Below are 24,310 nucleotides of genomic sequence, written 5' to 3'. Positions count from 1 at the left end.
CCTTTCGGAAAGGAAGACCCATGAAACTCGTCCGTTACGGCGCGCGCGGCGCCGAGAAACCCGGAATGCTCGACGCCGCCGGTCGGTTGCGCGACCTCTCGGCCCATGTGCCCGACATCGCCGGGCAGGTACTGACCGACCTCGGCCGCCTCGCCGCTATCGACCCGGAGACCCTGCCGCTGGTCGAAGGCAATCCCCGCCTCGGCGCCTGCGTCGGCGGCACCGGCAAGTTCATCTGCATCGGGCTGAACTATTCCGACCATGCCGCCGAAAGCGGCATGGAAGTGCCGCCCGAGCCGGTGATCTTTGCCAAATACACCTCCGCCATCTGCGGGCCGGATGATCCGATCCTGATCCCGCGCGGGTCGGAAAAGACCGACTGGGAGGTAGAGCTGGGCTTCGTCATCGGCAAGCCCGCAAAATATGTCACCGAGGCCGAGGCGCTGAACCATGTCGCCGGTTATTGCGTCATCAATGACGTGTCCGAACGCGCCTATCAGACCGAACGTGCTGGCCAGTGGTCCAAGGGTAAGTCCTCCGACAATTTCGGCCCCACCGGCCCCTGGCTGGTGACCCCGGATGAGGTGGCAAACCCCAATGACCTGCATATGTGGCTCAAGGTGAACGGCCAGACCATGCAGGACGGGTCCACCGCGACGATGGTCTATCAGGTGCCCTTCCTGATCTCCTACCTGTCGCAATTCTTCACCCTGCACCCGGGCGACATCATCTCCACCGGCACGCCACCCGGTGTCGGCCTTGGCATGAAGCCGCCGCGCTACCTGAAGGCCGGCGATGTGGTGGAGCTGGGGATCGAGGGGCTCGGCACCCAACGGCAGGTCTGCGAGAACGACGCCTGACAAGCCGGGGGCGCTGCCCCCGGACCCCCGGGATATTTGCGCCAAGATGAAACAGCGATAACGTTATTCGCCTTGGTCCAAATATCCTCGGGGGAAGGCCCGAAGAGCCGTGGGGGGCAGACAGCCCCCCGGCGACCTTCAGCCCCAGCCGCGCGACAGCAGGTCGTTGGCATCACCCAGAAGCGGCGCTGCGCGCGCCGAGGTGGGGCGGGTGCCGTCGATGCGCAGTGGCAGGCGGGTGGTGCGGAGCGCCACATCGCCGCGCCGCACCTCCTGCACCATCTCCAGCAGGTCGAGCATCCCGGCGCGCGTTAACTCCTGCCAGTCCATCACCGGGGCGGCCCAGATGTCGGCGGCGACGAAGGCTTTCATCCAGTCAGCGGTCGGGCGGGTCGTCAGCCGGGCCGCGAGGCCCGCCTTGATGCGGTCACGTTCCGCAAAGGCATCCAGCGCGGCGGTCGCTTCGTCCAGCCCGGTGATTTGTGCCAGAAGGTCCAGCTTGCCCATCGCAATGGCGACATGGCCATCTGCCGTGCGGTAAACGCCATAGGGCGCCGCCAGATAGGCATGCGCCGGGTTCTGGGCAGAGCGTCTGGGCATCCGCCCGCCATCGTTGAACCATGTGGTCAGCAGTTCGAATTGCAGATCCGCCAGCACCTCGATCAGTGAGGTTTCGACCTGCCCGCCGATCCCCGCCCGTTCGCGGCGGAACAGCAGTGCCAGCACGCCATGCGCCAGCGCGGCCCCGGCAAGGATGTCGGCAATCGGCAGGCCGATGGCAACCGGCCCGTCCTCGGCTCCGCCATTCAGCCACATCACCCCGGCCCGCGCCTGCGCCAGCAGATCCTGCCCCGGCAGATCGACCCAGGGCCCCGCGCTGCCATAGCCGGTGACCGAGCCATAGACGATCTTCGGGTTCAGCGCCTTCACCGCATCATAGCCGAAGCCCAGCCGCTCCATCACGCCGGGGCGGAAGTTCTGCAACACGACATCGGCGCCGCGGATCAGTTCCGCCACCGCCGCGCGGTCGGTCTCGGATTTCAGGTCGATGGCGATGGACCGCTTGTTGCGGTTGATGGCGTGGAAGATCGTGCTTTCGCCGCCCACCCTGGTATCGGTCAGGTAGAGGTAGCGCGACAGGTCGCCCTGTCCCTTGCGTTCCACCTTCACCACATCGGCACCCAGATCGGCCAGTTTCAGTGCGGCATAGGGTCCGGCGAGGAACTGGCTGAAATCCAGTACACGCAGGCCCGCGAGGGGCAGCAGGTCGGGGGTCATTGCGGAAAGCTCCGTGCAAAGGCGGTGTCGAGCGCGTCCAGCGCCGTATCATGGCTTGTGCGACCGCGCAGGGCATCCGCGACAATGGCCGAGCCTTCCTCCTGAAAGCCCATGTAACCGGCATGGCGCGGGCGCAGCCAGGCGGCCTCATGCGTCATGCGGGTTGCGGCATAGGCCCCGCCAGTGGCTGCGTTCACCGCCGCGTCGGACCATGCCAGTGCATTGCCGGGCTGGCCGTTTGCGGCTGCGTAAATCCCGCGCTGCACTTCGGCCGAGGCGAGGAAGAAGGCAAAGCGGCAGGCGGCCTCGGGTGCTGCGGTGCGCGCCGAAACCGCGATGCCGGTGCCGCCGAGCGCCGAGCCGAGCGGGCCGCTGGCTCCGAGTGCCGGGATGTCGTGAAACCGCAGCCGGTGCGGCCGGTAGGCATCGCGCGCATAGGGCGCGTAAAGGTAGGTCAGCGGCACCAGCGCGAAACGGCTCCCCTCGGCCAGCGTATCCAGCGCTGCAATCGGGTCCATGGCGTGACAGCCGGGATCGACCGCCTCGGCCAGCGCCTGCATCGCCGCCAGCACCTGAAGTCCCGCCGCACGGGGCAGCAGCGGGCCGGGCACCACGGCACAGGGCGCGCCGATATTGGCGGCCAGCGTGAAGAAGCTCATCAGGATATGCGGCGCGCGCAGTGGCCAGACCACGCGCCCCGCCTTCGCCTCGGTCAGCACATCGGCGAAGCGGGTCAACGGGGCGGTCAGCAGATCGGGGCGGATCGCCTGCACCTGCGCGGCGGCGTCGATCGGCAGCGCCCATTGATGACCGGCATAGAAATAGCTGTCAAAGCTGCGCCCCACGCTTTCGCCGCGCAGCCGGTCCAGTGCATGCGGCTCAGCGTGATGGTCCAGCGGCAGCAGGCAGTTTTCGGCCACCACTGCGCCGACATGGGGGTGGTCGATGACCATCAGGTCATAGCACGCCGCCAGTTCATCGACCGGCGTCGATTCAAACCCCTGAAGCGAGCGCTTGTCCCAGGTGATCGTCACCCCCGGCATCACCTTGGCGAAGGCCGTGGCGGCGGCGACCACAGGGTCATATCCGCGCGGGTCGGACCATGTCATTCCACGCAAGCTGATGGGCTGCATCCTCGGCTCCTCTCTCATGGAGCTAGCCTAGCAGATACTTTCACAAGTAAAAGATAATTTTATATCTCAAACAAAGAGGGGATTGCGCGAGGGGGGCGGAGGGCGTGTATACTCAGCCGAAAGTGGGGCGGGCGAATGACAGACAGCGAAGACGACGACAAGTATCGGGCACCCGCCCTGTCCAAGGGGCTGGACATTCTGGAATTGCTGGCGACGGAAGCCGAGGGCAAAAGCCAGGTTGAGATTGCAAAGACACTGGGGCGAACAGCGTCAGAGATTTTTCGGATGCTGATGGTGTTGCGCAAGCGTGGCTATGTCGAATTGGCCGAGGATGGCGACCGCTATCTTCTGTCGACCAAGCTGTTCGAAATGGCGCATCGCCACCCGCCGACGCGCAGGCTGACCTCGATCGCCGGTGACGCGATGCAACGCTTGGCTGACCGGGTGAACCAGTCGATGCACATGGGTATCCTGCATTCCGGCCGGGTGCTGGTGATTGCGCAGGTGGATTGTCAGGACAACAACCTGACCAGTGTGCGGCTGGGTGCGCATATCCCGATTCTCGAAACCGCATCGGGCCGGGTGCTGGCGGCCTGGAAGGACGATGACGCGCGCGACGCGCTGCTGGCAGAGATGGCCGAGGCCGAAGGCGGGCACATTGACCCGGCGAAACTCGCGGCCTTCCGCGACGATCTGCCCGGCGTGCGTGCGGCCGGCTACTGTGAAAATCCGTCTTTCACCATCGCGGGGGTCACCAACCTGTCGGTGCCGGTGTTGGATTTCCGCGGTCGCGTGATTGCAGCGGTGACCATCCCCTTCGTTCAGCGTCTGACCGGAACATCGGCCGTGTCACTGACGGAGACCCGTGGACAACTGATCGAGATGTGCGACCGCATCTCGCGCCAGATCGGTGCCGGGGCGCATTTGGGCTGAGGTCAGGCGGGGGCGGGGCCAGTGCTGGCGCGCAGGATCAGCTCCACCGGCAGCACGGTATCGGCCTCGCGCGTCTCGCCCTTCAGGCAGGCCAGCATGCGTTCGGCGGCGGCACGGCCAATCTCGGTGCGGGGCTGGCGGATTGTGGTCAGCGGCGGCGAGATATGGGCCACCAGTTCGATGTCGTCGAATCCCACCACCGACAGATCGCCGGGCACGCGCAGCCCGTGGCGCTGCACCTCGCCGATGAAGCCGCAGGCCATGGCGTCGGAGGCGAGGAACAGCGCGGTCGGCCGGGTCGCGGCGGGCTGATCCAGCCAGATCCGCGCCGCCTCGCGCCCGGAATCGAGCGAGAAATCGCCGGGATAAAGATGTTCCTCGGGAAAGGGCAATCCGCGCGCCGCCAGTGCCTCGGCGGTGCCCGACAGCCGCGCCTCGGTCAGCACGTTGCCGCGCGGTCCGGCGACATGGCCGATGCGGCGATGGCCCAGATCGGCCAGGTGACCAATGGCCAGCCCCGCCGCCGCGCGATTGTCGATCTTCACGCGTGGCGCGGGCAGGCCGGGCACCCATTCGCAGGCCTCGACCACCGGCACCCGCCCTTGCAAAGCGGTGGCAGGCAACGTGCCGTCGAGGATGATCAGGCCATCGGCCCTGCTGGGTTCCGCGTAATCCAGCAGGGTTTGCGCGTCCGCGGTGCGGGTGTCGGCGATCAGCAGGTTGTAACCGGCCGGACCAAGGACCGAGGCGATGCCCGACAGGATCTGCGAAAAGAACGGGTTGGCGAGGTTCGGCACCAGCGCGACGATCCCGCCGGTTCGCCGGTGACGCAGGTTGCGGGCGGCAAGGTTCAGCCGGTATCCCGTCGCCTCCACCGCCTGTTGCACGGCGGCGCGGGTTTCCTCGCTGACCCGTTCAGGGGCAGACAACGCCCGGCTGACCGTGGCGGTGGAAACCCCGGCAAGGCGGGCAACGTCGCTGATTTTGGGCCGGTCGTGTTTCATGGCCTTTCATACGCCGGGGCCGACGTGCGCTCAATCGTTTCTGCGAGACAAGAATCATCTTGCAAACGATTACATCGCATGTCTATCGTTTATGTAACCGATTACATAATCGGTCCCGTCACCAGTTTTGGGAGGAGCTGATGCGGACGATCAAAGGCCCCGGCCTGTTCCTTGCGCAATTCGCGGGGGACGAAGCGCCGTTCAACAGCTTTGCCGAAATCACTCGTTGGGCTGCCGGTTGCGGCTACAGAGGGGTGCAGATCCCGACATGGGACGCGCGGCTGTTCGATCTGGACCGCGCCGCCGCCTCGCAGGACTATTGCGACGAGGTGAAGGGCATCGCGGCCGAGGCTGGCCTGTCGATCACCGAACTTTCCACCCATCTGCAAGGCCAGCTTGTCGCGGTGCATCCGGCCTATGATGTGGCCTTTGACGGCTTCGCAGTGCCCGCTGTGCGTGGCAATCCGGCGGTGCGGGCGGAATGGGCGCAGGATCAGGTGAAAAAGGCGCTGACCGCCTCGCGCCGTCTGGGGCTTGGGGCCATGGCGACCTTTTCGGGTGCGCTGGCATGGCCCTATGTCTACCCTTGGCCGCAGCGCCCTGCCGGGCTGATCGAGGAAGCCTTTGACGAGCTTGCCCGCCGCTGGCGCCCGCTGCTCGACCATGCCGAGGACTGCGGCGTGGATCTCTGCTATGAAATCCACCCCGGCGAGGACCTGCACGACGGCATCAGCTACGAGATGTTCCTTGAGCGCACCGGCAATCACGCGCGGGCCTGCATGCTGTATGACCCGTCGCATTATGTGCTCCAGCATCTCGACTATCTGGAACACATCGACATCTATCACGACCGCATCCGCATGTTCCATGTGAAGGACGCCGAGCTGAACCCGACCGGGCGGCAGGGGGTCTATGGTGGCTATCAACCTTGGGTGAACCGCGCCGGGCGCTTCCGCAGCCTTGGCGATGGGCAGGTGGATTTCGGCGGTGTCTTCTCGAAGCTGACGCAATACGGGTTCGATGGCTGGGCGGTCGTCGAATGGGAATGCTGCCTGAAACACCCCGAGGATGGCGCGCGGGAGGGGGCCGAATTCGTGCAGGCCCATATCATCCGCGTCACCGAAAAGGCGTTCGACGATTTCGCGGATGCAGGCACTGACCGCGCTGCCAATCGCCGCATGCTCGGGCTGGGGGGCTGAGACGATGGAACCGATCCGGCTGGGCATGGTGGGCGGCGGGCAGGGGGCCTTCATCGGCGGGGTGCATCGCATAGCGGCGCGGCTTGATGGCCAATATGCGCTGGTGGCGGGGGCGCTGTCCTCCGATCCCACGCGGGCGGCGGCCTCGGCGGCGGAACTCGGGCTGGCGCGCAGCTATGACGATTATCGCCAGATGGCGGCGCGCGAGGCGCGGCGCAAGGATGGCATTCAGGCCGTGGCCATCGTGACGCCGAACCATATGCACGCGGGACCGGCCATCGAGTTCCTCAAACGCGGCATCCACGTCATTTGCGACAAGCCGCTGACCGCGACCATGGCCGAGGCGAAGCGGCTGGCAAAGGTGGCCGAAGCCTCGAAGGCGCTGTTCATCCTGACCCATAATTACACCGGCTATCCGCTGATCCGGCAGGCCCGCGCCATGATTGCGGCGGGCGATCTGGGCGCGCTGCGGCTGGTGCAGGTGGAATATGCGCAGGACTGGCTGACCGAGGCGGTGGCCAGCAAACAGGCCGACTGGCGCACCGATCCGTCAAGGTCCGGCCTTGGTGGCGCGCTGGGGGACATTGGCACGCATGCCTGGAATCTCGCGGCTTTCGTCACGGGGATGGAGCCGGAGGCTCTGGCTGCCGATCTTTCCAGCTTCGTGCCGGGGCGGGCGCTGGATGACAATGCGCATGTGATGCTGCGCTATCCCGGCGGGGCGAAGGGGATGCTCTGGGCCAGTCAGGTGGCGCCGGGGAACGAGAACGGGCTGCGGCTGCGGGTTTACGGCGCCAAAGGTGGGTTGGAATGGGAACAGGAGAACCCCAACCGCCTGTGGTTCACGCCCTTCGGCCAACCGAAACGCCTGCTGACCCGCAATGGCGCCGGGGCGCTGCCCGAGGCGCAACGCGTCTCCCGCGTGCCGCCAGGCCACCCGGAGGGCTATCTGGAAGGTTTCGCCAATATCTATACCGAAGCCGCGCAGGCGATCCGGGCGCATGAAGCGGGCGATGCGCGCCCGGAGGGCGTGTTGTTTCCCGGCCTCTCTGACGGGCTTTCGGGGATGCGCTTCGTCGCGGCCTGTGTGCAATCGGCGAAACGCAACGCGGCTTGGGTCGCGCCATGACCCCGGCGCTGGCGCTTCAGGATGTGCACAAGAGCTTCGGCCCGATCGAGGTGCTGCATGGCATCGACTTCGCGCTGAGACCCGGCGAGGTTCATGCGCTGATCGGTGAAAACGGCGCCGGCAAATCGACCATCATGAAGATCCTCGGTGGTTTTCTGGCGCCGACCTCCGGTCAGGTGCTGCTGGACGGCCAGCCCGCGCCCTATCGCAGCGGGGCCGAGGCCGAGGCGGCGGGCGTCGTCGTCATCCATCAGGAATTCAACCTCGCCCCCGATCTGTCGGTGGCGCAGAATGTGTTCCTGGGACGCGAGCCGGGGCGGTTCCTGCTGGATCATCGCGCGATGCGGCGCGAGACGCAGGCGCTGCTCGATCAACTGGATTGCCGGGTCAGCCCGGATGCCCGCATCCGCGATCTCGCGGTCTCGGATCGCCAGATGGTCGAGATCGCCAAGGCGCTGGGGCGCAAGGCGCGCGTCCTGATCATGGACGAGCCTTCCGCTGTGCTGACCCACCGTGAGGTGGAGGTGCTGTTCCGCCAGATCGACCGCCTGCGCGCCAGTGGCGTCGCGCTGCTTTATACCTCGCACCGGCTGGACGAGGTGCGTCATCTCGCCGACCGCATCACCGTGCTGCGCGACGGTGCCGTGGTGCGGCAGGCGCTTCGTGGCGAGCTGACCGAGGATGGCATGGCCACTGCCATGGTCGGGCGGGATCTGAAAGACATCTTCCCGCCCCGGCGCGACAGTTTCGGCCCCGTCGTGCTGGAGGTGCAGGGTTTCAGCGTGCCGCCGGTGGTGCGGGATGTCAGTTTCACCCTCAGGCGCGGCGAGGTTCTGGGGATTTCCGGTCTGGTCGGCTCGGGGCGCACCGAACTGGCCGAGGGGCTGGTGGGCCTGCGCTCGCATCACGGCAGTCTGCGCCGCGAGGGCCAATCGATCACGCTGCATTCCGCTGCCGATGCGGCCGTCCGTGGCCTTGCCTATCTGACCGAGGATCGCAAGGAACTGGGCTTGCTGCTCGACAAATCACTGCGCGAGAACCTGACGCTTTCGACGCTGGGCCGTTTTGGCCGCCTGATGATCTCGCGGCCCGCCGAGGAAACCGCGCTGACCCGCGCCATCGAGGATTTCGACATCCGCGCCCCGCGCCGCGACATGGCGGTGGGCAACCTGTCCGGCGGCAACCAGCAGAAGCTGTTGCTTGCCAAGACCATGTTGCCCGATCCGCAGATCGTCATCATCGACGAGCCCACGCGCGGCATCGACATCGGCACCAAGAGCCAGATCTACCATTTCATCGACCGCCTCGCCCGCGACGGGCTGAGTGTCATCGTCATCTCCTCTGACATGCCGGAAATCCTCGGCCTCTCCGACCGCGTTCTGGTGATGCGGCAGGGCCGGGTGGCGGGCGAGTTGCAGGGCGCGGCGATTACCGAAACCGCCGTGGTCCGGCTGGTCATGGGCACAACCGAAGAGGCCACAGCCGATGCGTAACCTTTCGCTTTCCACCCTCGGGCCGCTGGCGGCGCTGATCCTTCTGGTGGTGCTGGGGGCCTTTCTGAACGCCAACTTCCTGTCGGCGGGCAATATTACCAATGTGCTGGCGCGGTCCGCCTTCATCGGCATGATCGCCGTGGGGATGACTTTCGTCATCACCTCGGGCGGGCTGGACCTGTCGGTCGGGTCGATGGCGGCTTTCATCGCGGGCATGATGATCCTTGCGATGAACGCCATGCTGCCCACGCTGGGGATTGGCGTGCCGCTGGTGCTGGCGGGTATGGCTGTTGCGCTTGGCGTCGGCCTGCTGGCGGGGCTGGCGAATGGCTTGCTGATCACCCGTGCGGGTATCGAGCCTTTCATCGTCACGCTGGGCACCATGGGCATCTTCCGCAGCCTTGTGACCTGGATTGCCGACGGTGGCACGCTCAGCCTCGATTTCGAGGCACGGCAATTCTATCGCCCGGTCTATTACGGCGGTATTTTCGGCATCACATGGCCCATTCTGGTCTTTGCCGTGGTGGCCGTGCTGGGCGAACTTGCCATGCGCCATACCCGCTTTGGCCGCTATTGCGAGGCGATCGGATCGAATGACCGCGTGGCGCGCTATTCGGCGGTGAAGGTCGAACGGGTGCAGTTGATGACCTATGTCGCGCTTGGCGTGCTGGTCGGCCTCGCGACCATCCTTTACGTCCCGCGCCTTGGCTCTGCCTCCGGCTCCACTGGCCTGTTGTGGGAGCTGGAAGCCATCGCCGCCGTCATCATCGGAGGCACCGCGCTGAAGGGCGGCTATGGCCGGGTCTGGGGCACGGTGGTGGGCGTTCTGATCCTCAGCCTCATCGACAATATCCTGAACCTTGCCGACCTCGTGTCGCCCTATCTGAACGGGGCCATTCAGGGGGTCATCATCGTGCTCGCCGTTGTGCTGCAACGCGGGAAATCTTCCGCCGAAGGGCGGTAACCATCCGCCGCCGGGGAGGGCGGCGCTCAGGGAGGAAAGACCATGAAACGCAGACAGTTCTTCGGTGCCACCGCAGCGCTTGCCATGTCCGCCAGCCTTGCCACCATGGTAGTGGCCGAGGACAAGACCTATACCATCGGCGTCTCTATCCCCTCGGCCACGCATGGCTTCATGGGCGGGCTGAACTGGCATGCGCAGGACACGATCAAGCGGCTGGAGACCACCTACCCCAACGTCAAATTCGTGCTGGCCACGGCGGGCGAGCCGGGCAAGCAGGTCGATGACATCGAGGATATGCTGGCCACCCGCAACATCGACGGGCTGGTGGTGCTGCCCTTCGAATCCGAGCCGCTGACCGGGCCGGTCAAGGCGGTGAAGGATGCGGGCAAATGGGTGACGGTCGTGGATCGCGGCCTCTCGCAGCCGGGGATCGAGGATCTGTATGTCGCGGGCGACAACACTGCCTTCGGCCGGGTCGCGGGCGAATATTTCCGCGCCAACCTGCCCTCGGGCGCCAAGGTGGTGATCCTGCGCGGTATCCCCACCACGCTGGACAACGAGCGGGTGGACGCCTTCGAGAAGGCCATCGACGGCTCGGGGATCGAGGTGCTGGACAAGCAGCACGGCAACTGGAATCGCGATGACGCCTTCACCGTGATGCAGGACTATCTGTCGAAATATCCCAAGATCGACGCGGTCTGGGCGGCGGATGACGATATGGCGCTGGGTGTGATGGAGGCCATTGCTGCCGCCGGGCGCAGCGATGAGATGTGGATTGTCGGTGGCGCCGGGATGAAGGAAATCATCAAGCGCATCATGGACGGCGACAAGCAGATCCCGGTGAACGTGACCTATCCGCCCGCGCAAATCTCTTCGGCCATCGAGATGACGACGCTGCATTTCGTCTCGGCGGCGCCGGTCTCGGGGCGGTTCATCATCGGCTCGACCCTGGTGACGCCCGAGAATGCGGCGCAGTTCTACTTCCCCGACAGCCCGTTCTGACGGGAAGGGCGGGGGCCTTCCTGCCCCCGCCCGCCGCTGCCCCACGTGACGCAACGTGACCCGGCCCTTCGCTTCGGCCCGTGCTATGATCGTGCCGAAGCAGGAGGCAGCCGATGCGACTGAATGTGAACGGGACCATGCACGAGGTGGATGTCGAACCCGACATGCCGCTGTTGTGGGTGTTGCGCGATGAACTGGGCCTGACCGGCACCAAATACGGCTGCGGCATTGCGCAATGCGGTGCCTGCACCGTCTGGCTGGGCGGCGAGGCGATGCGGTCCTGCCAGATCCCGGCAGCCGAGGCGGAAGGCGCCGAGATCACCACCATCGAAGGGCTGGGCACCCCCGCCGCGCTGCATGCGGTGCAGGCGGCATGGCTGGAGGGGCAGGTGGCGCAATGCGGTTACTGCCAGTCGGGCCAGATCATGCAGGCCGCCGCCCTGCTGGCGCAGACCCCGAACCCGAGCGATGCCGAGATCGACGAGGTGATGGCGGGTAACCTCTGCCGCTGCGGCACCTACCCGCGCATCCGTGCGGCGGTGCATCGCGCGGCGCAACTGATGCGGGAGGGTTGAGTCATGTCCCGGATCGGCAAGATCGCGAGGCGCAGCTTTCTGGTTGGCTCTGCCGCCATCGCGGGGGGTGTGGCTTTCGGCGTCTATAGCTGGCGCAAGACCCCTGAAAACCCGCTGCTGCCCGGGTTGGCGCAGGGGGAGGCGAGCTTCAACCCTTGGGTCAAGATCACCGCCGACCGCATCATCCTGATCACCCCGCATGCCGATCTGGGGCAGGGGGCGATGTCGATGCAGGCGCTGCTGATCGCCGAGGAGCTGGACGTCGACCCCGCGCAGGTCGCCACCGAATTCGGCCCGCCCGCCGCCGCCTATTGGAACACTGCCCTGGGCGCTGAAAGCGCGCCTTTCTTGCCGGGAGATGCTGGTCTGGCCGCCCGTGCCACGCGCGGCGCGATGAATGCAGCGTTCAAGTTGGTCGGGATGCAGGGCACGGGCGGCTCCAGTGCGGTGCCGGACAGTTTCGTGAAGCTGCGGCAGGCGGGCGCCATGGCCCGCGAAACGCTGAAGCGGGTGGTGGCACAGCGCCACGGTGTCGATGTGGCCCTGCTGCGCAGCGAGAACGGCGCGGTGATCCTGCCGGATGGCACGGCGGTGCCCTATACCGCGCTGGCGGTTGATGCAGCGCAGGCCGACCCGGTGCAGGATGTGCCCTTGCGGCCGGCAAGTGACTGGCGGCTGATCGGCAAGCCGATGCGGCGGCTGGATATCTTGCCCAAATCCACCGGCACACAGGTCTATGGTATCGACCTGAAGGTCGAGGGCATGGTCCATGCGGCGGTGCGACTGAACCCGCGTCGAGGCGCACTGCTCAGCCATGATGCGACCGGGGCGAAGGCGATGCGCGGCGTCGCGCAGGTGCTGCCAATCCGCGACGGCGTGGCGGTCATCGCCGATAACACATGGCGCGCCATTCAGGCGGCGCAGGCGGTGGTCTGTGAATGGGGGCCTGCGCCTTACCCCGCCAAAATGGCCGATCACTGGACGGCGGTGGAGGCAGGCTTTGATCCTGCGCATCTGGACAAGGAATGGCGTGTCGATGGCAATATGGACGCGGCGCTCTCCGCCGCCGATGTCGTCAGCGCCGAATACCGCGCGCCCTATCTGGCGCATCAGCCGCTGGAACCGCTGAACGCGATTGTCCGCTATTCGGAGGCGGAAACCGAGGTCTGGACGGCGCATCAGCTTCCCCGGATGTTGCAGGATCTGGTGGCGGGCGTCACCGGCCAGAAATCCGGCCAGATCACGTTGCACAACCAGTTCGCGGGGGGCAGTTTCGGGCACCGGCTGGAATTTGACCATGTGCTGCGCGCGGCCGAGATTGCGCGGCAGATGCCCGGCACCCCGGTCAAGCTGACCTATTCCCGCGAAGAGGATTTCGCGCAGGATTTCACCCGCCCGCTGGGCATGGCGCGCGGGCGCGGCACGGTGGCGAACGGGCAGGTGCAGGCGGTGGAGATCGTGACCTCCGGCCCCTCGCCCAGTCGCTCGCAACTGGCGCGCGCGGGCTATTCGGTGCCGGGGCCGGACAATCAGCTTCCTGCCGGCATCTGGAACGCGCCTTACGCCCCCACCGCCTTCCGGGTGCGCGCGCATGCGGTGGAAGGGCTGGCGCCGGTATCCAGCTGGCGTTCGGTCGGCGCTTCGCTCGGCGGGTTCTTCCTTGAAAGCTTTCTGGACGAGCTGATCCACGCCGCCGGGGCCGACCCGATGGCCGAACGGTTGCGCCTCTGTGCCGACCCGGTAGCGCGCGGCGTGTTGGAGGCGGTGGCGGAATTGTCGGGCTGGCAAGGTCCAAGCCACGCGCCGGGGCAGGGCAGGGGCGTCGCGCTGGTGCAGAGCTTCGGGGTCAATGTCGCCGAAGTGGTGGATGTGCGCATGACCGGCGCCGGGCTGCGTATCGACCGGGTGTTCTGCGTGGCCGATGTGGGCCGCGTCGTCGATCCGGTGAATATCGAGAACCAGATTCAGGGCGCGGTCATCTGGGGTCTGGGTCACGCGATGAATTGCGAGATCACCTATGCCGACGGCATGGCGGAGCAGACCAATTACGACAGTCACAGCGGCATGCGGCTGGACCAATGCCCCGAGATTGTGGTGCGGGTGCTGGAAACCGCGCCCGAAGTGCGCGGCATCGGTGAGCCGCCGGTGCCCCCCGCCGCGCCGGCGCTGGCCAATGCGATCTTTGCTGCAACCGGGCAAAGGCTGCGCGAAATGCCCTTCGGCAAGTTCGTCGATTTCGCCTAAGCGCCGTCCAGTTGCGCGGCCAGTCGTGTTGCGGCGGTATCCAGTGCGTCTACGGTGCTTGACAGGTCAGGGGGCTGGGCGCTGACCACGCCCAGACACGCCTCGATTCCGGCACGGCTCAGGAATCCTGCGTGCAGCGGCACAGCCACGCCATGCGCGCCCGGCTGCAACTCGCCGCTGGTCGCCGACCAGCCGTCACGCCGTGCCTGCATGACCTGCGCGCTGTCGTCCGGCTGCGGTGGCCGTGCCGACAGGATGGCGATACCCGCCGCGCCGCGCCCGATGGGATGGCGGGCACCGACGCGATAGGTGATCTCCAGCAGCCCGCCACGCCCCGGGCTGGCCAGCAGCGCCAGACAGTCCTCGCCCGCCGCGACCGAAAGGAAGGCCGTCTGCCCGGTATCACGGGCCAGCGCATCTACCGCGGTTTGCCCATGCAGCCGCAGCCGCGCGTGCACCCCCTGCATCAGCGGCAAGAGCCCCGGCCCGAGGATCGCCGTGCCATCCGCCAGCCGCGTGACGAAGGCATGCGCCTCCAGCGTGGCAACCAGCCGGTAACAGATGCGCCGGTCTACCCCCAACGCCTGCGCCAGCGTGGCCATGCCGATCGGCCCGCGCGCGGCAATGACGCTCAACGCTTGCAAGCCACGGTCGAGCGTCTGCACCCGCTCAGGGGTCGTTGCAGTTGACACGAGTGCTGTCCTTTCTGTAGCGTCATATATAGCACATTAATATGCGATTATCGCTCATATCGCAAGCCGCAAGGGAGGATCGCCAATGACCACCGGATGCCCGGCCCATGCCGATGGCGCAGCCTGCCCCGTGTCGGACCGCGCCCGTGCCTTCGATCCGTTCACCGGGGCCTATCAGCTTGATCCCGCCGCCGCGTTGGCCTGGGCACGGGCGGAGGAGCCTGTGTTCTTCAACCCTGAAACCGGCTATTGGGTGGTCAGCCGCTACGCCGATGTGAAGGCGGTGTTCCGCGATCCACTGCTGTTCTCGCCCTGCAATGTTCTGGAAAAGATCACGCCCTTCCCGGAGGAGGCGATGGCAGTGCTGGCCTCTTATGGCTATGCGATGAACCGGACGCTGGTGAACGAGGACGAGCCCGCCCATACCGAACGCCGCCGCTTGTTGATGGCGCATTTCCTGCCCGCCAATCTTGAGGCGCACCGCGATCGCGTGCGGGCGCTGACGCGCGAGAAGGTGGATGCCTTCGTCGCCAAAGGCCGCGCCGATCTGGTGGAGGAGATGCTGTGGGAAATTCCGCTGACCGTGGCGCTGCATTTCCTTGGCGTGCCGGAAAGCGACATGGCGCGTCTGCGCGAGTTTTCCATGGCGCATACCGTCAATACCTGGGGCCGCCCCTCGCGCGAGGATCAGATCGCGCTGGCGCATGAGGTGGGCCGGTTCTGGCAGTTCGCGGGCGAGGTGCTGGACCGCATGCGGGCGGAACCCGAGGGCAAGGGCTGGATGCATGAGGCGATCCGGCAGAACGCCCTGCACCCTGACATCGTGACCGACAGCTATCTGCATTCGATGATGATGGCGATCATCGTGGCCGCGCATGAAACCACCGCCCATGCGGCGGCCAATGCGATCAAGCTGTTGCTGACCGATGGCGCGGGCTGGCGCGCGATCTGCGAGGATGCGGCGCTGATCCCCAATGCGGTGGAGGAATGCCTGCGCTATGCGGGGTCGGTCGTGGCCTGGCGGCGGCAGTTGACGGCGCCCGCCACGGTGGGCGGCACCGATTTGCCTGCGGGGGCGAAGCTGCTGATCGTCATGGCCAGCGCCAACCATGACGAACGCCAGTTTCAGAATGCCGACAGTTTCGACATCTACCGCGATAATGCCACCGACCATCTGACCTTCGGTTATGGCGCGCATCAGTGCATGGGCAAAAACCTTGCCCGGCTGGAACTGCGTATCATCCTTGAGGAACTGTCCCGCCGCCTGCCGCATCTGCGGCTGGCCGAACAGGATTTCACCTATCTGCCCAATACCTCGTTCCGGGGGCCGGATCACCTTTGGGTGGAATGGGATGTTGCCGCCAATCCGGCGGAAGGCGCCGAGCGCACGCGGTTCGAGATCGGTGCCCCACGCCGCAAGGACATCGCCCGCAGCGTGGTGGTGACAGCGGTGCAGACGGAGGCTGAAGGCGTCATTTCTCTGCAACTGGCCGATCCGCAGGGGCGCCCGCTGCCGCGCTGGACCGCTGGTGCACATGTGGATCTGGAGCTTGACGGCTTCGACCGCAGCTATTCGCTTTGCGGTGATCCGGATGCGCCGGGCTATACCGTCTCGATCCTGCGCGAGGAGGCCGGGCGCGGCGGTTCGTGCCGGTTTCATAAGGTGACACCCGGCACGGTGCTGCGGTTGCGCGGGCCGCGCAATCACTTCCCGCTGGACGAGACGGCGCCCGAGCACCTGCTGATCGCCGGGGGGATCGGCATCACGCCGCTTCTGGCCATGGCCGACCGGCTGAAGCGGATCGGGGCGCCTTACCATCTGCATTACCTTGGCGGCGCCGAGGCGCGGATGGCGCATCTGGCGCGGCTGAACCGCGATCACGCGGGGCGGGTGACGGCGCATCCGCGCGACCGGGTGCCACACGCAAATCTGGCGGCGCTGGTCGTCGCTGCCGCGCCGGGCACCCGGATCTCGGCCTGCGGTCCGGCGCGAATGCTTGAGGCTTTGCAAACCCTGACGACCACGCGCCCCGATCTGGTGCTGGCCATCGAACATTTCAGCGCGGGCGACGATACCGACCCTGCTGACAACCGCCCCTTCGAGGTCGAACTGGCCGACAGCGGCTTCACCCTGCCCGTGCCCGCTGACCGCACCCTGTTGCAGGTGCTGCGCGCGGCCGGGATCGACATCGCCTCGGATTGCGAGGAGGGGCTGTGTGGCAGTTGCGAAGTCGCGGTGCTGGACGGCACGGTCGATCACCGCGACAAGGTGCTGAGCTCCGCTGAAAAGGCGGCAGGCACCCGGATGATGTGCTGCCGCTCGCGCGGGGAGGGGCGGTTGAAGCTGGCGCTTTAACGCCCTTTCAGCTTGTCCAGCACAGCGTCGCAGGCGGCCTCCCATCCGGGGCCTACGCCATGCGCCGCCAGCACCTGAAAGCCGCGTTCGGTGATGCCACCGGGGGTGACAAGCTCGCGCAGCATCTGCGCCATCGGCTGTGGCTTACCGTCGATCAGCGCCCCGGCGGCGGCGAAGGTCAGCGCGTTCAATCGCCGCGCCACCTGCGGGTCAAGCCCCTGCGCGGCGGCCCATTCGGTGCTGCGCGCGATGAGGTCCTGCGCCCAGCCATAGATCGCGGCGGAAACGGTGGCGATTTCGAACTCCGCTTCGCTGGTCAGCGGGATGACGGGGCCGAGTGCCTCCAGTAACTGTCGCGCCTCGGGCAGATCAGGAAAGCAGGTGGTCGGGCTGGCGCCGACCTCGGCCGCCGTGAGTGGCATGATGCGCATGCGCTGCGCAGGGCCTGCGTCCAGCGCCGCAAGTGGCACACCGGCGCAGGCCGAAACCAGCACCTGCCCCGCGCGCCAAGGCAGCCCCGCCACCGCGCCCGCCGCAGCGGCTGGCCGGACCGCTAGCAGGACCAGATCGCAGCGCGCCACCAGATCGGCGTTGTCGCGGGCCAGTGCATGCCCATATCGCACCGCCATTTCTGCCGCCCGGCCGCGCGGCGACAGGAGCACCTCGCCGGGTGCGAACCCGGCCCGGTGCAGCCCGGCCAACAGCGCCGCCGCCAGATGCCCGACTCCGATGATCCCCAGCATGGCTGCCCCCTTTTTCGGTGCCGCATCCTCGCGCGCAGCGAAGGCGCAGGCAAGGGCTGGCGCGCTGGCAGCGCCGCGCTATCCTGCCGCCGACCCTTGCGAGAGCGATCATGTCCGAATCCCCGCTGCTCACTGACCCGCGCCTTCCTCCCGGTGCTGACCTTCTGTCGCGTGGCCGCGCGCTTGCCCGTGACTGGCGCGTCGGTCCTTGCCCGTTCTTTGCCGAGAAGGCCGTGACGTCCGAGGTGGAATGGAAGCGCCGCATCGGCAACAGCCGTATCATGCAGCACGCCCATATTGGTTTTCGCAATGTCGAACGCACGCTGGGCGCCATTGCCGAGGTGCATGACCGCTGCACCACCCAAGGCGTGACGGTGGACCGCTTCGGCATCACGCTCGACTGGTCGATGGGCTATCCGCAGCCGTTGCGGGAAAAGGCTGCGCGTGGCACCGGCATCGTGCTGACGGGGCCAGAAGATTTCGCCCGCATCACCCATGCCGCGCCCGCCGCCGCGCATTTCGGCGATTTCATGATCGGCCTGCCGGGCTGTGTGGAAAACACCTGCGCCGCGCTGGCGGCCGGTGCCACCTCGGTCGGCAATCTGGGCCAGTATTTCACCTTCCGCCTGCCCTATTGGGATGATGATGTGGCAACGACCGAGGCGACCGTGACCGCCCTTGGCCTGATCGCCGCGCAGGAAACACAGGTTCTGGTGCATTCCAATCTCGACGACGGCTTTGCGGGGCTGTTTCTGGACATGGCCTCGGCGCTTGGCATGGTGCTGGTGGAAAAGCACATCGTCGAAGGGCTGATCGGCGCACGGCTGGCGCATTGCCATGGCCACCATTTCAGCGATCCGCTGTCGCGCATGGCCTTCCATGCTGCTCTGGCGCGGGTGTCAGACACGCCGGGCACCATGATCTTTGGCAATACCGTAGCCTATCAGACTGGTTCGGCCGGGAATTATGCAAGCCTTGCAAGCTACTTGCTGGCTGACATGATGGCGCTGGGTCGCTGGGCGACGGGCCATGCGGTGAACCCGGTGCCGGTGACCGAGAACCAGCGCATCCCGGATGTCGATGAAATCGTCGAGGCGCAGGCTTTTGCCCGTCGCCTGGCCGATCATGCGCCGCATCACGCCGCGCTGACTGACTGGCCGCGGGTCGAGGCGCTGGCCGACCGGCTGGTTGCGGGGGGCCGTGCCTTTGCCGCAAGTGTGCTGACGGGGCTGGCTGACCGGGGTGTGCCGGGGGATGACCCGGCGGCCCTGTTGCTGGCGATCCGCCGCATGGGGCCGAAACGACTGGAGGCGCTGTTCGGGCAAGGCCCGCTGGCCGCGCGCGGTCGGGCGCCATTGGTCGCCGCCGAATGGGCGCGCGAACTGGATGAAAAGGCCGAACGCTGGGTTGCCGGGCAATCCGCGTTGCCGCGGCGATTGCGGGTCTGTGTCGGCACGAGCGATGTGCATGAACATGGCAAGTATCTGGTCGAACAGGCGCTGGAAGGCATGGGCGCCGAGGTTCTGGACGGCGGGGTCAGCACCGACGCCGAAGCGTTGGTTGCGCAGGCGCTGGCCGAAGGGGCCGAGGCGCTGGCGATCAGCACCTATAATGGCGTGGCGCTTGGTTATGCGCAGGCGGTGATGGCGGCGCTGGCGCGGCAGGGGGTGGCGCTGCCGGTGCTGATCGGCGGCAAACTGAACCAGATCCCCGATACGTCGAACACCGGCCTGCCGGTCGATGTAACGGCCGAGATTGCGGCTCTTGGCGCCACGCCCTGCGCGGGGCTGGATGACATGCTGCCCGCGCTGCGAAAGCTGCTATAGCGCGGCGGCCTGCCCGGCCCGCAGCGCGGCGGCCAGCAACAGGCCCAGCCAGCGCTGCTCTGCCCCATCCGCGCGCGAGTTCAGCAGGATCGGCACGCACCCGCCCAGCACAAGACTGGCAGTGCGGGCATGGCCATGCAGTTTCCACGCCTTCACCGTGGCATTGCCTGCCTCGATCGACGGAAACAGGATCAGATCGGCGCGACCCGCCACTGCCGAGGCCAGGCCCTTCTTCGCGGCAGCGGCTGCCGACAGCGCCACGTCATAGCCGAAGGGCCCGTCAACCAGCGCACCGAGGATCTGCCCGGCGGCTGCCTCGGTGGTCAGGGCGCTGGCATCTGCCGTCGCAGGCTGGCTGGCGCTGACCTTTTCAGACGCCGCAATGGCGGCAACCCGCAGCGGCGTGACGCCAAGACCCCGGAACAGCGGCACCGCATTCAGGATCATGGCGCGCTTCTGGTCCAGTGTCGGCAAGGGCACGATGCCATTGTCGGTGGCGCCGATCAGCCGGTCGAGGCCGGGCATTTCGGCCAGCGTCACGTTCGACAGCGTGGCCGAGGCGCGCAGGCCGGTTTCCCGCGCCACCACGGCCCGAAGATAGGCCGCGCTATCCACCCGACCCTTGACCAGCACATCGGCATGCCCCGCCCGCACCTCGGCCACTGCTGCGGTGGCGGGATCTCGGGCATCTATGATGCGCGCCCTCAGACCGGGGGGCAGCATCGGGTGCAGCAGTGCCGCGTCATCGGCGAGGACCGCGCTGTCGATCAACCCGCGCGCCTGTGCCTCGGCCAGTGCCTCCAGCACCGCAGGATCGGCGGCCCCGGCGACGGCGGGGCGCAGGGGGCGGGTGCCTTTCAGCGCGCGTTCCAGTTCGGTGAAGCTGCGGATCACCATGGCATCGGCTCCACCTCGGGGGCTGGCGGCCAGGCCCGCGCAATCTCCTGCCCGGCCAGAACACGGGCTGCCCCCTCGGCCAGTGCCGCGCTTTCGTGACTGCCGGGATAGCAGACCACAGGTGCCAGTGCCGAACAGCGGGCGGTGATCGCCGCGCGCAGCCGGGCCGATTGCGCCATGCCGCCGGTCAGCAGCACCGCATCGGGCCGGAAGTCCAGCACCGCCGCCATGGCGCCGATGGCCTTCACAATCTGATAGACCATGGCCTGCCAGACCAGATCGGCCCGCGCGTCGCCCGCGTCAATCATCGCCTCGACCCGGCGCATGTCCTTGGTGCCCAGATAGGCGAAAACCCCGCCCCGTCCGTAAAGCCGCTGCTTCAGCGCGGTCTTGTCATAACCGCCAGAGTAGCACAGGTCGATCAGCGCCATCGGTGGCAGTCCGCCCGCCCGTTCCGGGGAAAAGGGCGAATTTTCCATGCGGTTGGTGCTTTCGACGATCCGGCCCCCTTTCAGTGCGGCAATCGAAATGCCCGCGCCCAGATGGGCGACCACGGCATCCAGCGCGGCGAAGGGCTTGCCCAGTTCGCCTGCCAGCCTGCGTCCGCAGGCCCGGATGTTCAGCGCATGGACGAAGGAAAAGCGGGGGATGTCCGGGCAGCCCGATATACGGGCGACCGGCGGCAGTTCATCCACCGACACCGGATCGACGATGAAGGCCGGGCAGCCCGCCGCCGCCGCGATACGCTGCGCCAGCGGCGCCCCGAGGTTCGAGGCATGCGGATGCAGTGGCCGGTGCAGCGCAAAATCCACCAGCGCGTCATCGACGGCGATCACCCCTGGCGGCACCGGCGTCAGCATCCCGCCACGCCCTGCCACGGCCACCAGCCGAACCGAAGGGCGGCCGCGCAGGAAAGTCCCAATCGCCTCGGCCCGGAACGGCAGTTGTGCGGCGATGTCGGGGAAAGCGGCCATGACCGCCTCGTCATGGTCCAGCGTCACTTCGGCCAGCGCCCGCACCCCGGCGCCATCCGAGGTGAACAGGCCCAGCCGCGTGGTCGTGGTGCCGGGATTGATGGTCAGGATTGCATCCATGGCCTAACCCGCGAAACTATAAGAGGTTTTAACCGTGGTATAGAACTCCGCCGCGTGCCGCCCCTGTTCGCGCGGGCCCAGCGAGCTGCCTTTGGTTCCACCGAAGGGCACATGGTAATCCACCCCGGCGGTCGGCAGGTTCACCATGACCATGCCCACCCGCGCCTGACGTCGGAACTCCCGCGCGTGCCGCAACGAGGTGGTGCAGATCCCCGCAGACAGGCCAAAATCACTGTCATTTGCCACCGCCAGCACCTCGTCAAAATCCGCGACGCGGATGACGGCGGCGCAGGGGCCAAAGATTTCCTCCCGCGCCACGCGCATGTCGTTGCGGGCGTTCAGGAACAGGGCCGGGCGCTGAAAATGCCCCTCGGTCGGCAGGTTCAGCCGTTCGCCGCCGATGACTTCGCAACCTTCCGCGCGGGCCAGATCGACATAAGACAGGTTTCCGGCCAGTTGCTGTGCGGAAACCACCGGGCCGATCTGGCTGTCAGGCGCCAGCGCCGGGCCGACACGCAACGCCATCATCTGCCGCGTCAGTTCCGCCACGAAGGCATCGTGAATCCCCGCCTGCACGATCAGCCGTGACGAGGCGGTGCAGCGTTGCCCGGTGGAAAAGAACGCGCCGTTCAGGCAGGCCGCAACGGCGGTGGGCAGGTCGGCATCATCCAGCACCACCATCGGGTTCTTGCCGCCCATTTCGAGCTGCACTTTCTTCATCCTCTCGGCCGCCGCGCGGGCGATGGCGCGCCCCGTCGGGACCGAGCCGGTGAAGGAAATCGCCCCGATCTGCGGCGCCTCGACCATGGCGCGGCCCACAACGGAACCCGGCCCCATGACAAGGTTGAACACCCCCGCCGGGCAGCCCGCCTCATGGATGATCCGGGCGAGCATATGGGCGGTGCCGGGCACCAGTTCGGCCGGCTTCAGCACCACTGCATTGCCATAGGCCAGCGCGGGCGCGATCTTCCACGCCGGGATGGCGGCGGGAAAGTTCCATGGGGTGATCAGGCCGACCACACCCACCGGCTCGCGTGTGACTTCGATGTCCACGCCGGGGCGGACAGAGGCCAGCGCCTCGCCCGACATGCGCAGCGCCTCGCCCGCGAAGAAGCGGAAGATCTGCGCCGCACGGCGGGTCTCGGCCAGCGCTTCGGGCAGGATCTTGCCCTCCTCGCGCGCAAGCATGGTGGCGATGTCTGTCGCTTCTGCCTCGATCCGGGTGGCGATGCGGTCCAGCAGATCGGTGCGCGCCTGCGGACCGGCGGCAAACCAGCCGGGTTGCGCGGCTGCCGCCGCCTCGGCTGCCGCAGTCACATCCCCGGCGGTGCCTGCGGCGTAAAGCCCGATCAGATCCGCGAGGTCCGAGGGGTTGCGGTTTTCACTCAGATGATCGCCCGGCACCCATGCGCCGTTGATCAGGTTCAGATGCGGGTCAGACATGGCAAGCTCCGGGCAAAGCGGGGCCGCGCCCTGCCGGTGGGGCAGGGCGGGCGTCGCGCAAGGGTGGCAGGGGATCAGGCGGCGCGGGCCATCACGGCGGCCTCGATCGAGGCTTCGATGATGTCCAGTGCCTCGTTCAGCTGATCCATCGGGATGGTCAGCGGCGGCAGCAGGCGGATGACGTTGTAGCGCGTGCCGCAGGACAAGAGGATCAGCCCGCGCGCTTCGGCCTCGGCCACCACGGCGGCGGTCAGCGCGGCGTCGGGCCCGTTGGTGGTGCGGTCGGTCACCAGTTCCAGCGCGTTCATCGCGCCAAGGCCGCGCACCTCACCGATGCACTCCATCCCCTGCCGGGCCGCGATCTGGGTCAGGCGGGCGCGGATCACCTCGCCGATCTCCGCGGCGCGCAGGCAAAGCTGTTCGTCTTCGATCACATCCAGAACGGCGTGGGCCGCGGCCACCGCCAGCGGGTTGCCCGCGTAGGTGCCACCAACGCCGCCGGGGTTCGGCGCATCGACGATCTCGGCGCGGCCAGTTACCGCCGAAAGCGGGAAGCCACCGGCCAGGCCCTTTGCCATGGTCACCAGATCGGGGGCGACGCCTGAATGATCGAAGCCGAACATGCGGCCGGTGCGGGCCATGCCAGCCTGCACCTCATCTGCGATCAGCACGATGCCATGTTGGTCACAAATCTCGCGCAGCGCGCGCAGGAAGCTGAACGGAGCGATATTGAAACCGCCTTCCCCCTGCACAGGTTCGATGATGATGGCAGCCACCCGTTCCGGGTCCACGGACGAGGCGAAAAGCCGCTCCAGATGTCCCAGCGCATCGGCCTCGGTCACGCCGTGAAAGGCGTTCGGGAAGGGGGCGTGCACGATTTCGGGCGGCATGGCGCCGAACCCCTTCTTGTAGGGCGCGACCTTGCCGGTCAGCGCCATGCCCAGCAGGGTGCGGCCGTGGAAGGCACCTGAAAAGGCGATGACGCCAGACCGCCCGGTGAAGGCGCGGGCCATCTTGATGGCGTTCTCCACCGCCTCGGCGCCGGTCGTTACCAGCATGGTTTTCTTGTCAAAGTCGCCCGGCGTTGCCGCATTCAGCCGTTCGGCCAGCGCGATGTAGCCCTCATAGGGCGCGACGTGGAAGCAGGTATGGGTGAAGGCCTGCGCCTGTTCGGCGGCGGCGGCCATCACGCGCGGATGGCGGTGGCCGGTGTTGTTCACCGCGATCCCGGCGGCGAAATCGAGGAAGCGGCGCCCCTCGGCATCCCAGAGTTCAGCGTTTTCGGCGCGGGTTGCATAGATGCCGCGCGTGGCGACGCCACGGGCGACGGCGGCGGATTTACGGCTGGCAAGGCGGGCGGATTCGGACATTGCTCTCTCCGGGGTTATGCGGTGATTCTGTGTATCAATGCGCAATATATTGAGCAATATGATGCGATGTGACAA

At 66.9% G+C, this 24,310-nt stretch carries 20 protein-coding genes; 11 read left to right on the top strand and 9 right to left on the bottom strand.

Annotated elements, in window-relative coordinates; translation table 11 throughout:
• Window positions 1-20: 20 nt before the first annotated feature.
• Complete coding sequence (locus tag D2N39_RS14390; protein ID WP_119135478.1) at window positions 21-860, top strand: fumarylacetoacetate hydrolase family protein; 840 nt, start codon at window positions 21-23, stop codon at window positions 858-860.
• A gap of 138 nt (window positions 861-998) precedes the next feature.
• Here the strand turns inward: D2N39_RS14390 and D2N39_RS14385 are convergent, their stop codons facing one another.
• Entirely contained in the window at window positions 999-2,138 is a 1,140-nt protein-coding gene (locus tag D2N39_RS14385; RefSeq protein WP_119135477.1) for a CaiB/BaiF CoA transferase family protein, read from the bottom strand.
• A complete protein-coding gene (locus D2N39_RS14380; RefSeq protein ID WP_158589837.1) occupies window positions 2,135-3,271 on the bottom strand; it encodes an extracellular solute-binding protein in 1,137 nt (378 codons plus the stop codon). Before D2N39_RS14380 ends, D2N39_RS14385 begins: the two co-directional genes overlap by 4 nt.
• Before the next feature lie 135 nt (window positions 3,272-3,406).
• Between D2N39_RS14380 and D2N39_RS14375 the strand changes: the two genes are divergently transcribed.
• Window positions 3,407-4,204, top strand: coding sequence for an IclR family transcriptional regulator (locus D2N39_RS14375; protein ID WP_119135475.1), 798 nt, complete (start codon window positions 3,407-3,409; stop codon window positions 4,202-4,204).
• A 2-nt stretch (window positions 4,205-4,206) separates the two neighbouring features.
• On the opposite strand, the gene D2N39_RS14370 is transcribed toward D2N39_RS14375, so the two are convergent.
• Entirely contained in the window at window positions 4,207-5,208 is a 1,002-nt protein-coding gene (locus D2N39_RS14370; RefSeq protein ID WP_119135474.1) for a LacI family DNA-binding transcriptional regulator, read from the bottom strand.
• A 140-nt stretch (window positions 5,209-5,348) separates the two neighbouring features.
• Between D2N39_RS14370 and D2N39_RS14365 the strand changes: the two genes are divergently transcribed.
• From D2N39_RS14365 to D2N39_RS14335, 7 genes are all read left to right on the top strand, one after another.
• Entirely contained in the window at window positions 5,349-6,407 is a 1,059-nt protein-coding gene (locus tag D2N39_RS14365) for a sugar phosphate isomerase/epimerase family protein (protein WP_119135473.1), read from the top strand.
• Window positions 6,408-6,411: 4 nt separating this feature from the next.
• On the top strand, window positions 6,412-7,536 hold the full coding sequence (locus D2N39_RS14360) for a Gfo/Idh/MocA family protein (protein ID WP_199725261.1): 1,125 nt from the start codon (window positions 6,412-6,414) through the stop codon (window positions 7,534-7,536).
• Window positions 7,533-9,029, top strand: a complete 1,497-nt coding sequence (locus tag D2N39_RS14355) for a sugar ABC transporter ATP-binding protein (RefSeq protein WP_119135472.1) — start codon at window positions 7,533-7,535, stop codon at window positions 9,027-9,029. Before D2N39_RS14360 ends, D2N39_RS14355 begins: the two co-directional genes overlap by 4 nt.
• Complete coding sequence (locus D2N39_RS14350) at window positions 9,022-9,993, top strand: ABC transporter permease (RefSeq protein ID WP_054301294.1); 972 nt, start codon at window positions 9,022-9,024, stop codon at window positions 9,991-9,993. The genes D2N39_RS14355 and D2N39_RS14350 overlap by 8 nt, the downstream gene beginning before the upstream one ends.
• 42 nt (window positions 9,994-10,035) lie before the next feature.
• Complete coding sequence (locus D2N39_RS14345) at window positions 10,036-10,995, top strand: ABC transporter substrate-binding protein (protein ID WP_119135471.1); 960 nt, start codon at window positions 10,036-10,038, stop codon at window positions 10,993-10,995.
• A 113-nt stretch (window positions 10,996-11,108) separates the two neighbouring features.
• Entirely contained in the window at window positions 11,109-11,570 is a 462-nt protein-coding gene (locus tag D2N39_RS14340; protein ID WP_119135470.1) for a (2Fe-2S)-binding protein, read from the top strand.
• 3 nt (window positions 11,571-11,573) lie between these two features.
• Complete coding sequence (locus D2N39_RS14335) at window positions 11,574-13,814, top strand: xanthine dehydrogenase family protein molybdopterin-binding subunit (RefSeq protein ID WP_119135469.1); 2,241 nt, start codon at window positions 11,574-11,576, stop codon at window positions 13,812-13,814.
• Here the strand turns inward: D2N39_RS14335 and D2N39_RS14330 are convergent.
• The gene (locus tag D2N39_RS14330; RefSeq protein ID WP_147373498.1) at window positions 13,811-14,506 is read right to left on the bottom strand and encodes an IclR family transcriptional regulator; all 696 of its coding nucleotides are present in this window, start codon (window positions 14,504-14,506) and stop codon (window positions 13,811-13,813) included. The two genes, D2N39_RS14335 and D2N39_RS14330, sit on opposite strands and share 4 nt — an antisense overlap.
• A gap of 85 nt (window positions 14,507-14,591) precedes the next feature.
• Between D2N39_RS14330 and D2N39_RS14325 the strand changes: the two genes are divergently transcribed.
• Window positions 14,592-16,862, top strand: coding sequence for a cytochrome P450/oxidoreductase (locus D2N39_RS14325; protein ID WP_119135467.1), 2,271 nt, complete (start codon window positions 14,592-14,594; stop codon window positions 16,860-16,862).
• Here D2N39_RS14325 and D2N39_RS14320 read toward each other — a convergent pair.
• Window positions 16,859-17,605, bottom strand: a complete 747-nt coding sequence (locus D2N39_RS14320; RefSeq protein ID WP_119135466.1) for an NAD(P)-binding domain-containing protein — start codon at window positions 17,603-17,605, stop codon at window positions 16,859-16,861. The genes D2N39_RS14325 and D2N39_RS14320 overlap by 4 nt on opposite strands.
• A 110-nt stretch (window positions 17,606-17,715) precedes the next feature.
• Here D2N39_RS14320 and D2N39_RS14315 point away from each other — a divergent pair, with 110 nt between their 5' ends.
• A complete protein-coding gene (locus D2N39_RS14315; RefSeq protein WP_119135465.1) occupies window positions 17,716-19,431 on the top strand; it encodes a cobalamin-dependent protein in 1,716 nt (571 codons plus the stop codon).
• On the opposite strand, the gene D2N39_RS14310 is transcribed toward D2N39_RS14315, so the two are convergent.
• The 4 genes from D2N39_RS14310 to gabT form a co-directional block, all read right to left on the bottom strand.
• Window positions 19,426-20,328, bottom strand: coding sequence for a phosphate acyltransferase (locus D2N39_RS14310; protein ID WP_119135464.1), 903 nt, complete (start codon window positions 20,326-20,328; stop codon window positions 19,426-19,428). The two genes, D2N39_RS14315 and D2N39_RS14310, sit on opposite strands and share 6 nt — an antisense overlap.
• Window positions 20,322-21,422, bottom strand: coding sequence for a butyrate kinase (gene buk / locus D2N39_RS14305; RefSeq protein WP_119135463.1), 1,101 nt, complete (start codon window positions 21,420-21,422; stop codon window positions 20,322-20,324). The genes D2N39_RS14310 and buk overlap by 7 nt, the downstream gene beginning before the upstream one ends.
• A 3-nt stretch (window positions 21,423-21,425) precedes the next feature.
• The gene (locus D2N39_RS14300) at window positions 21,426-22,865 is read right to left on the bottom strand and encodes an aldehyde dehydrogenase family protein (protein WP_119135462.1); all 1,440 of its coding nucleotides are present in this window, start codon (window positions 22,863-22,865) and stop codon (window positions 21,426-21,428) included.
• A gap of 74 nt (window positions 22,866-22,939) precedes the next feature.
• Window positions 22,940-24,235 carry a 4-aminobutyrate--2-oxoglutarate transaminase gene (gabT, locus tag D2N39_RS14295; RefSeq protein WP_119135461.1) on the bottom strand — a complete coding sequence of 432 codons (1,296 nt, stop codon included), beginning with the start codon at window positions 24,233-24,235 and terminating at the stop codon, window positions 22,940-22,942.
• Window positions 24,236-24,310 lie beyond the last annotated feature (75 nt).

Origin of the sequence: Gemmobacter lutimaris (genome assembly GCF_003570715.1) — a bacterium.
GTDB lineage: Bacteria > Pseudomonadota > Alphaproteobacteria > Rhodobacterales > Rhodobacteraceae > Gemmobacter > Gemmobacter lutimaris.
Note: the sequence above shows the minus strand (reverse complement) of the source record. Positions and strands in the feature narration are given on the sequence as shown.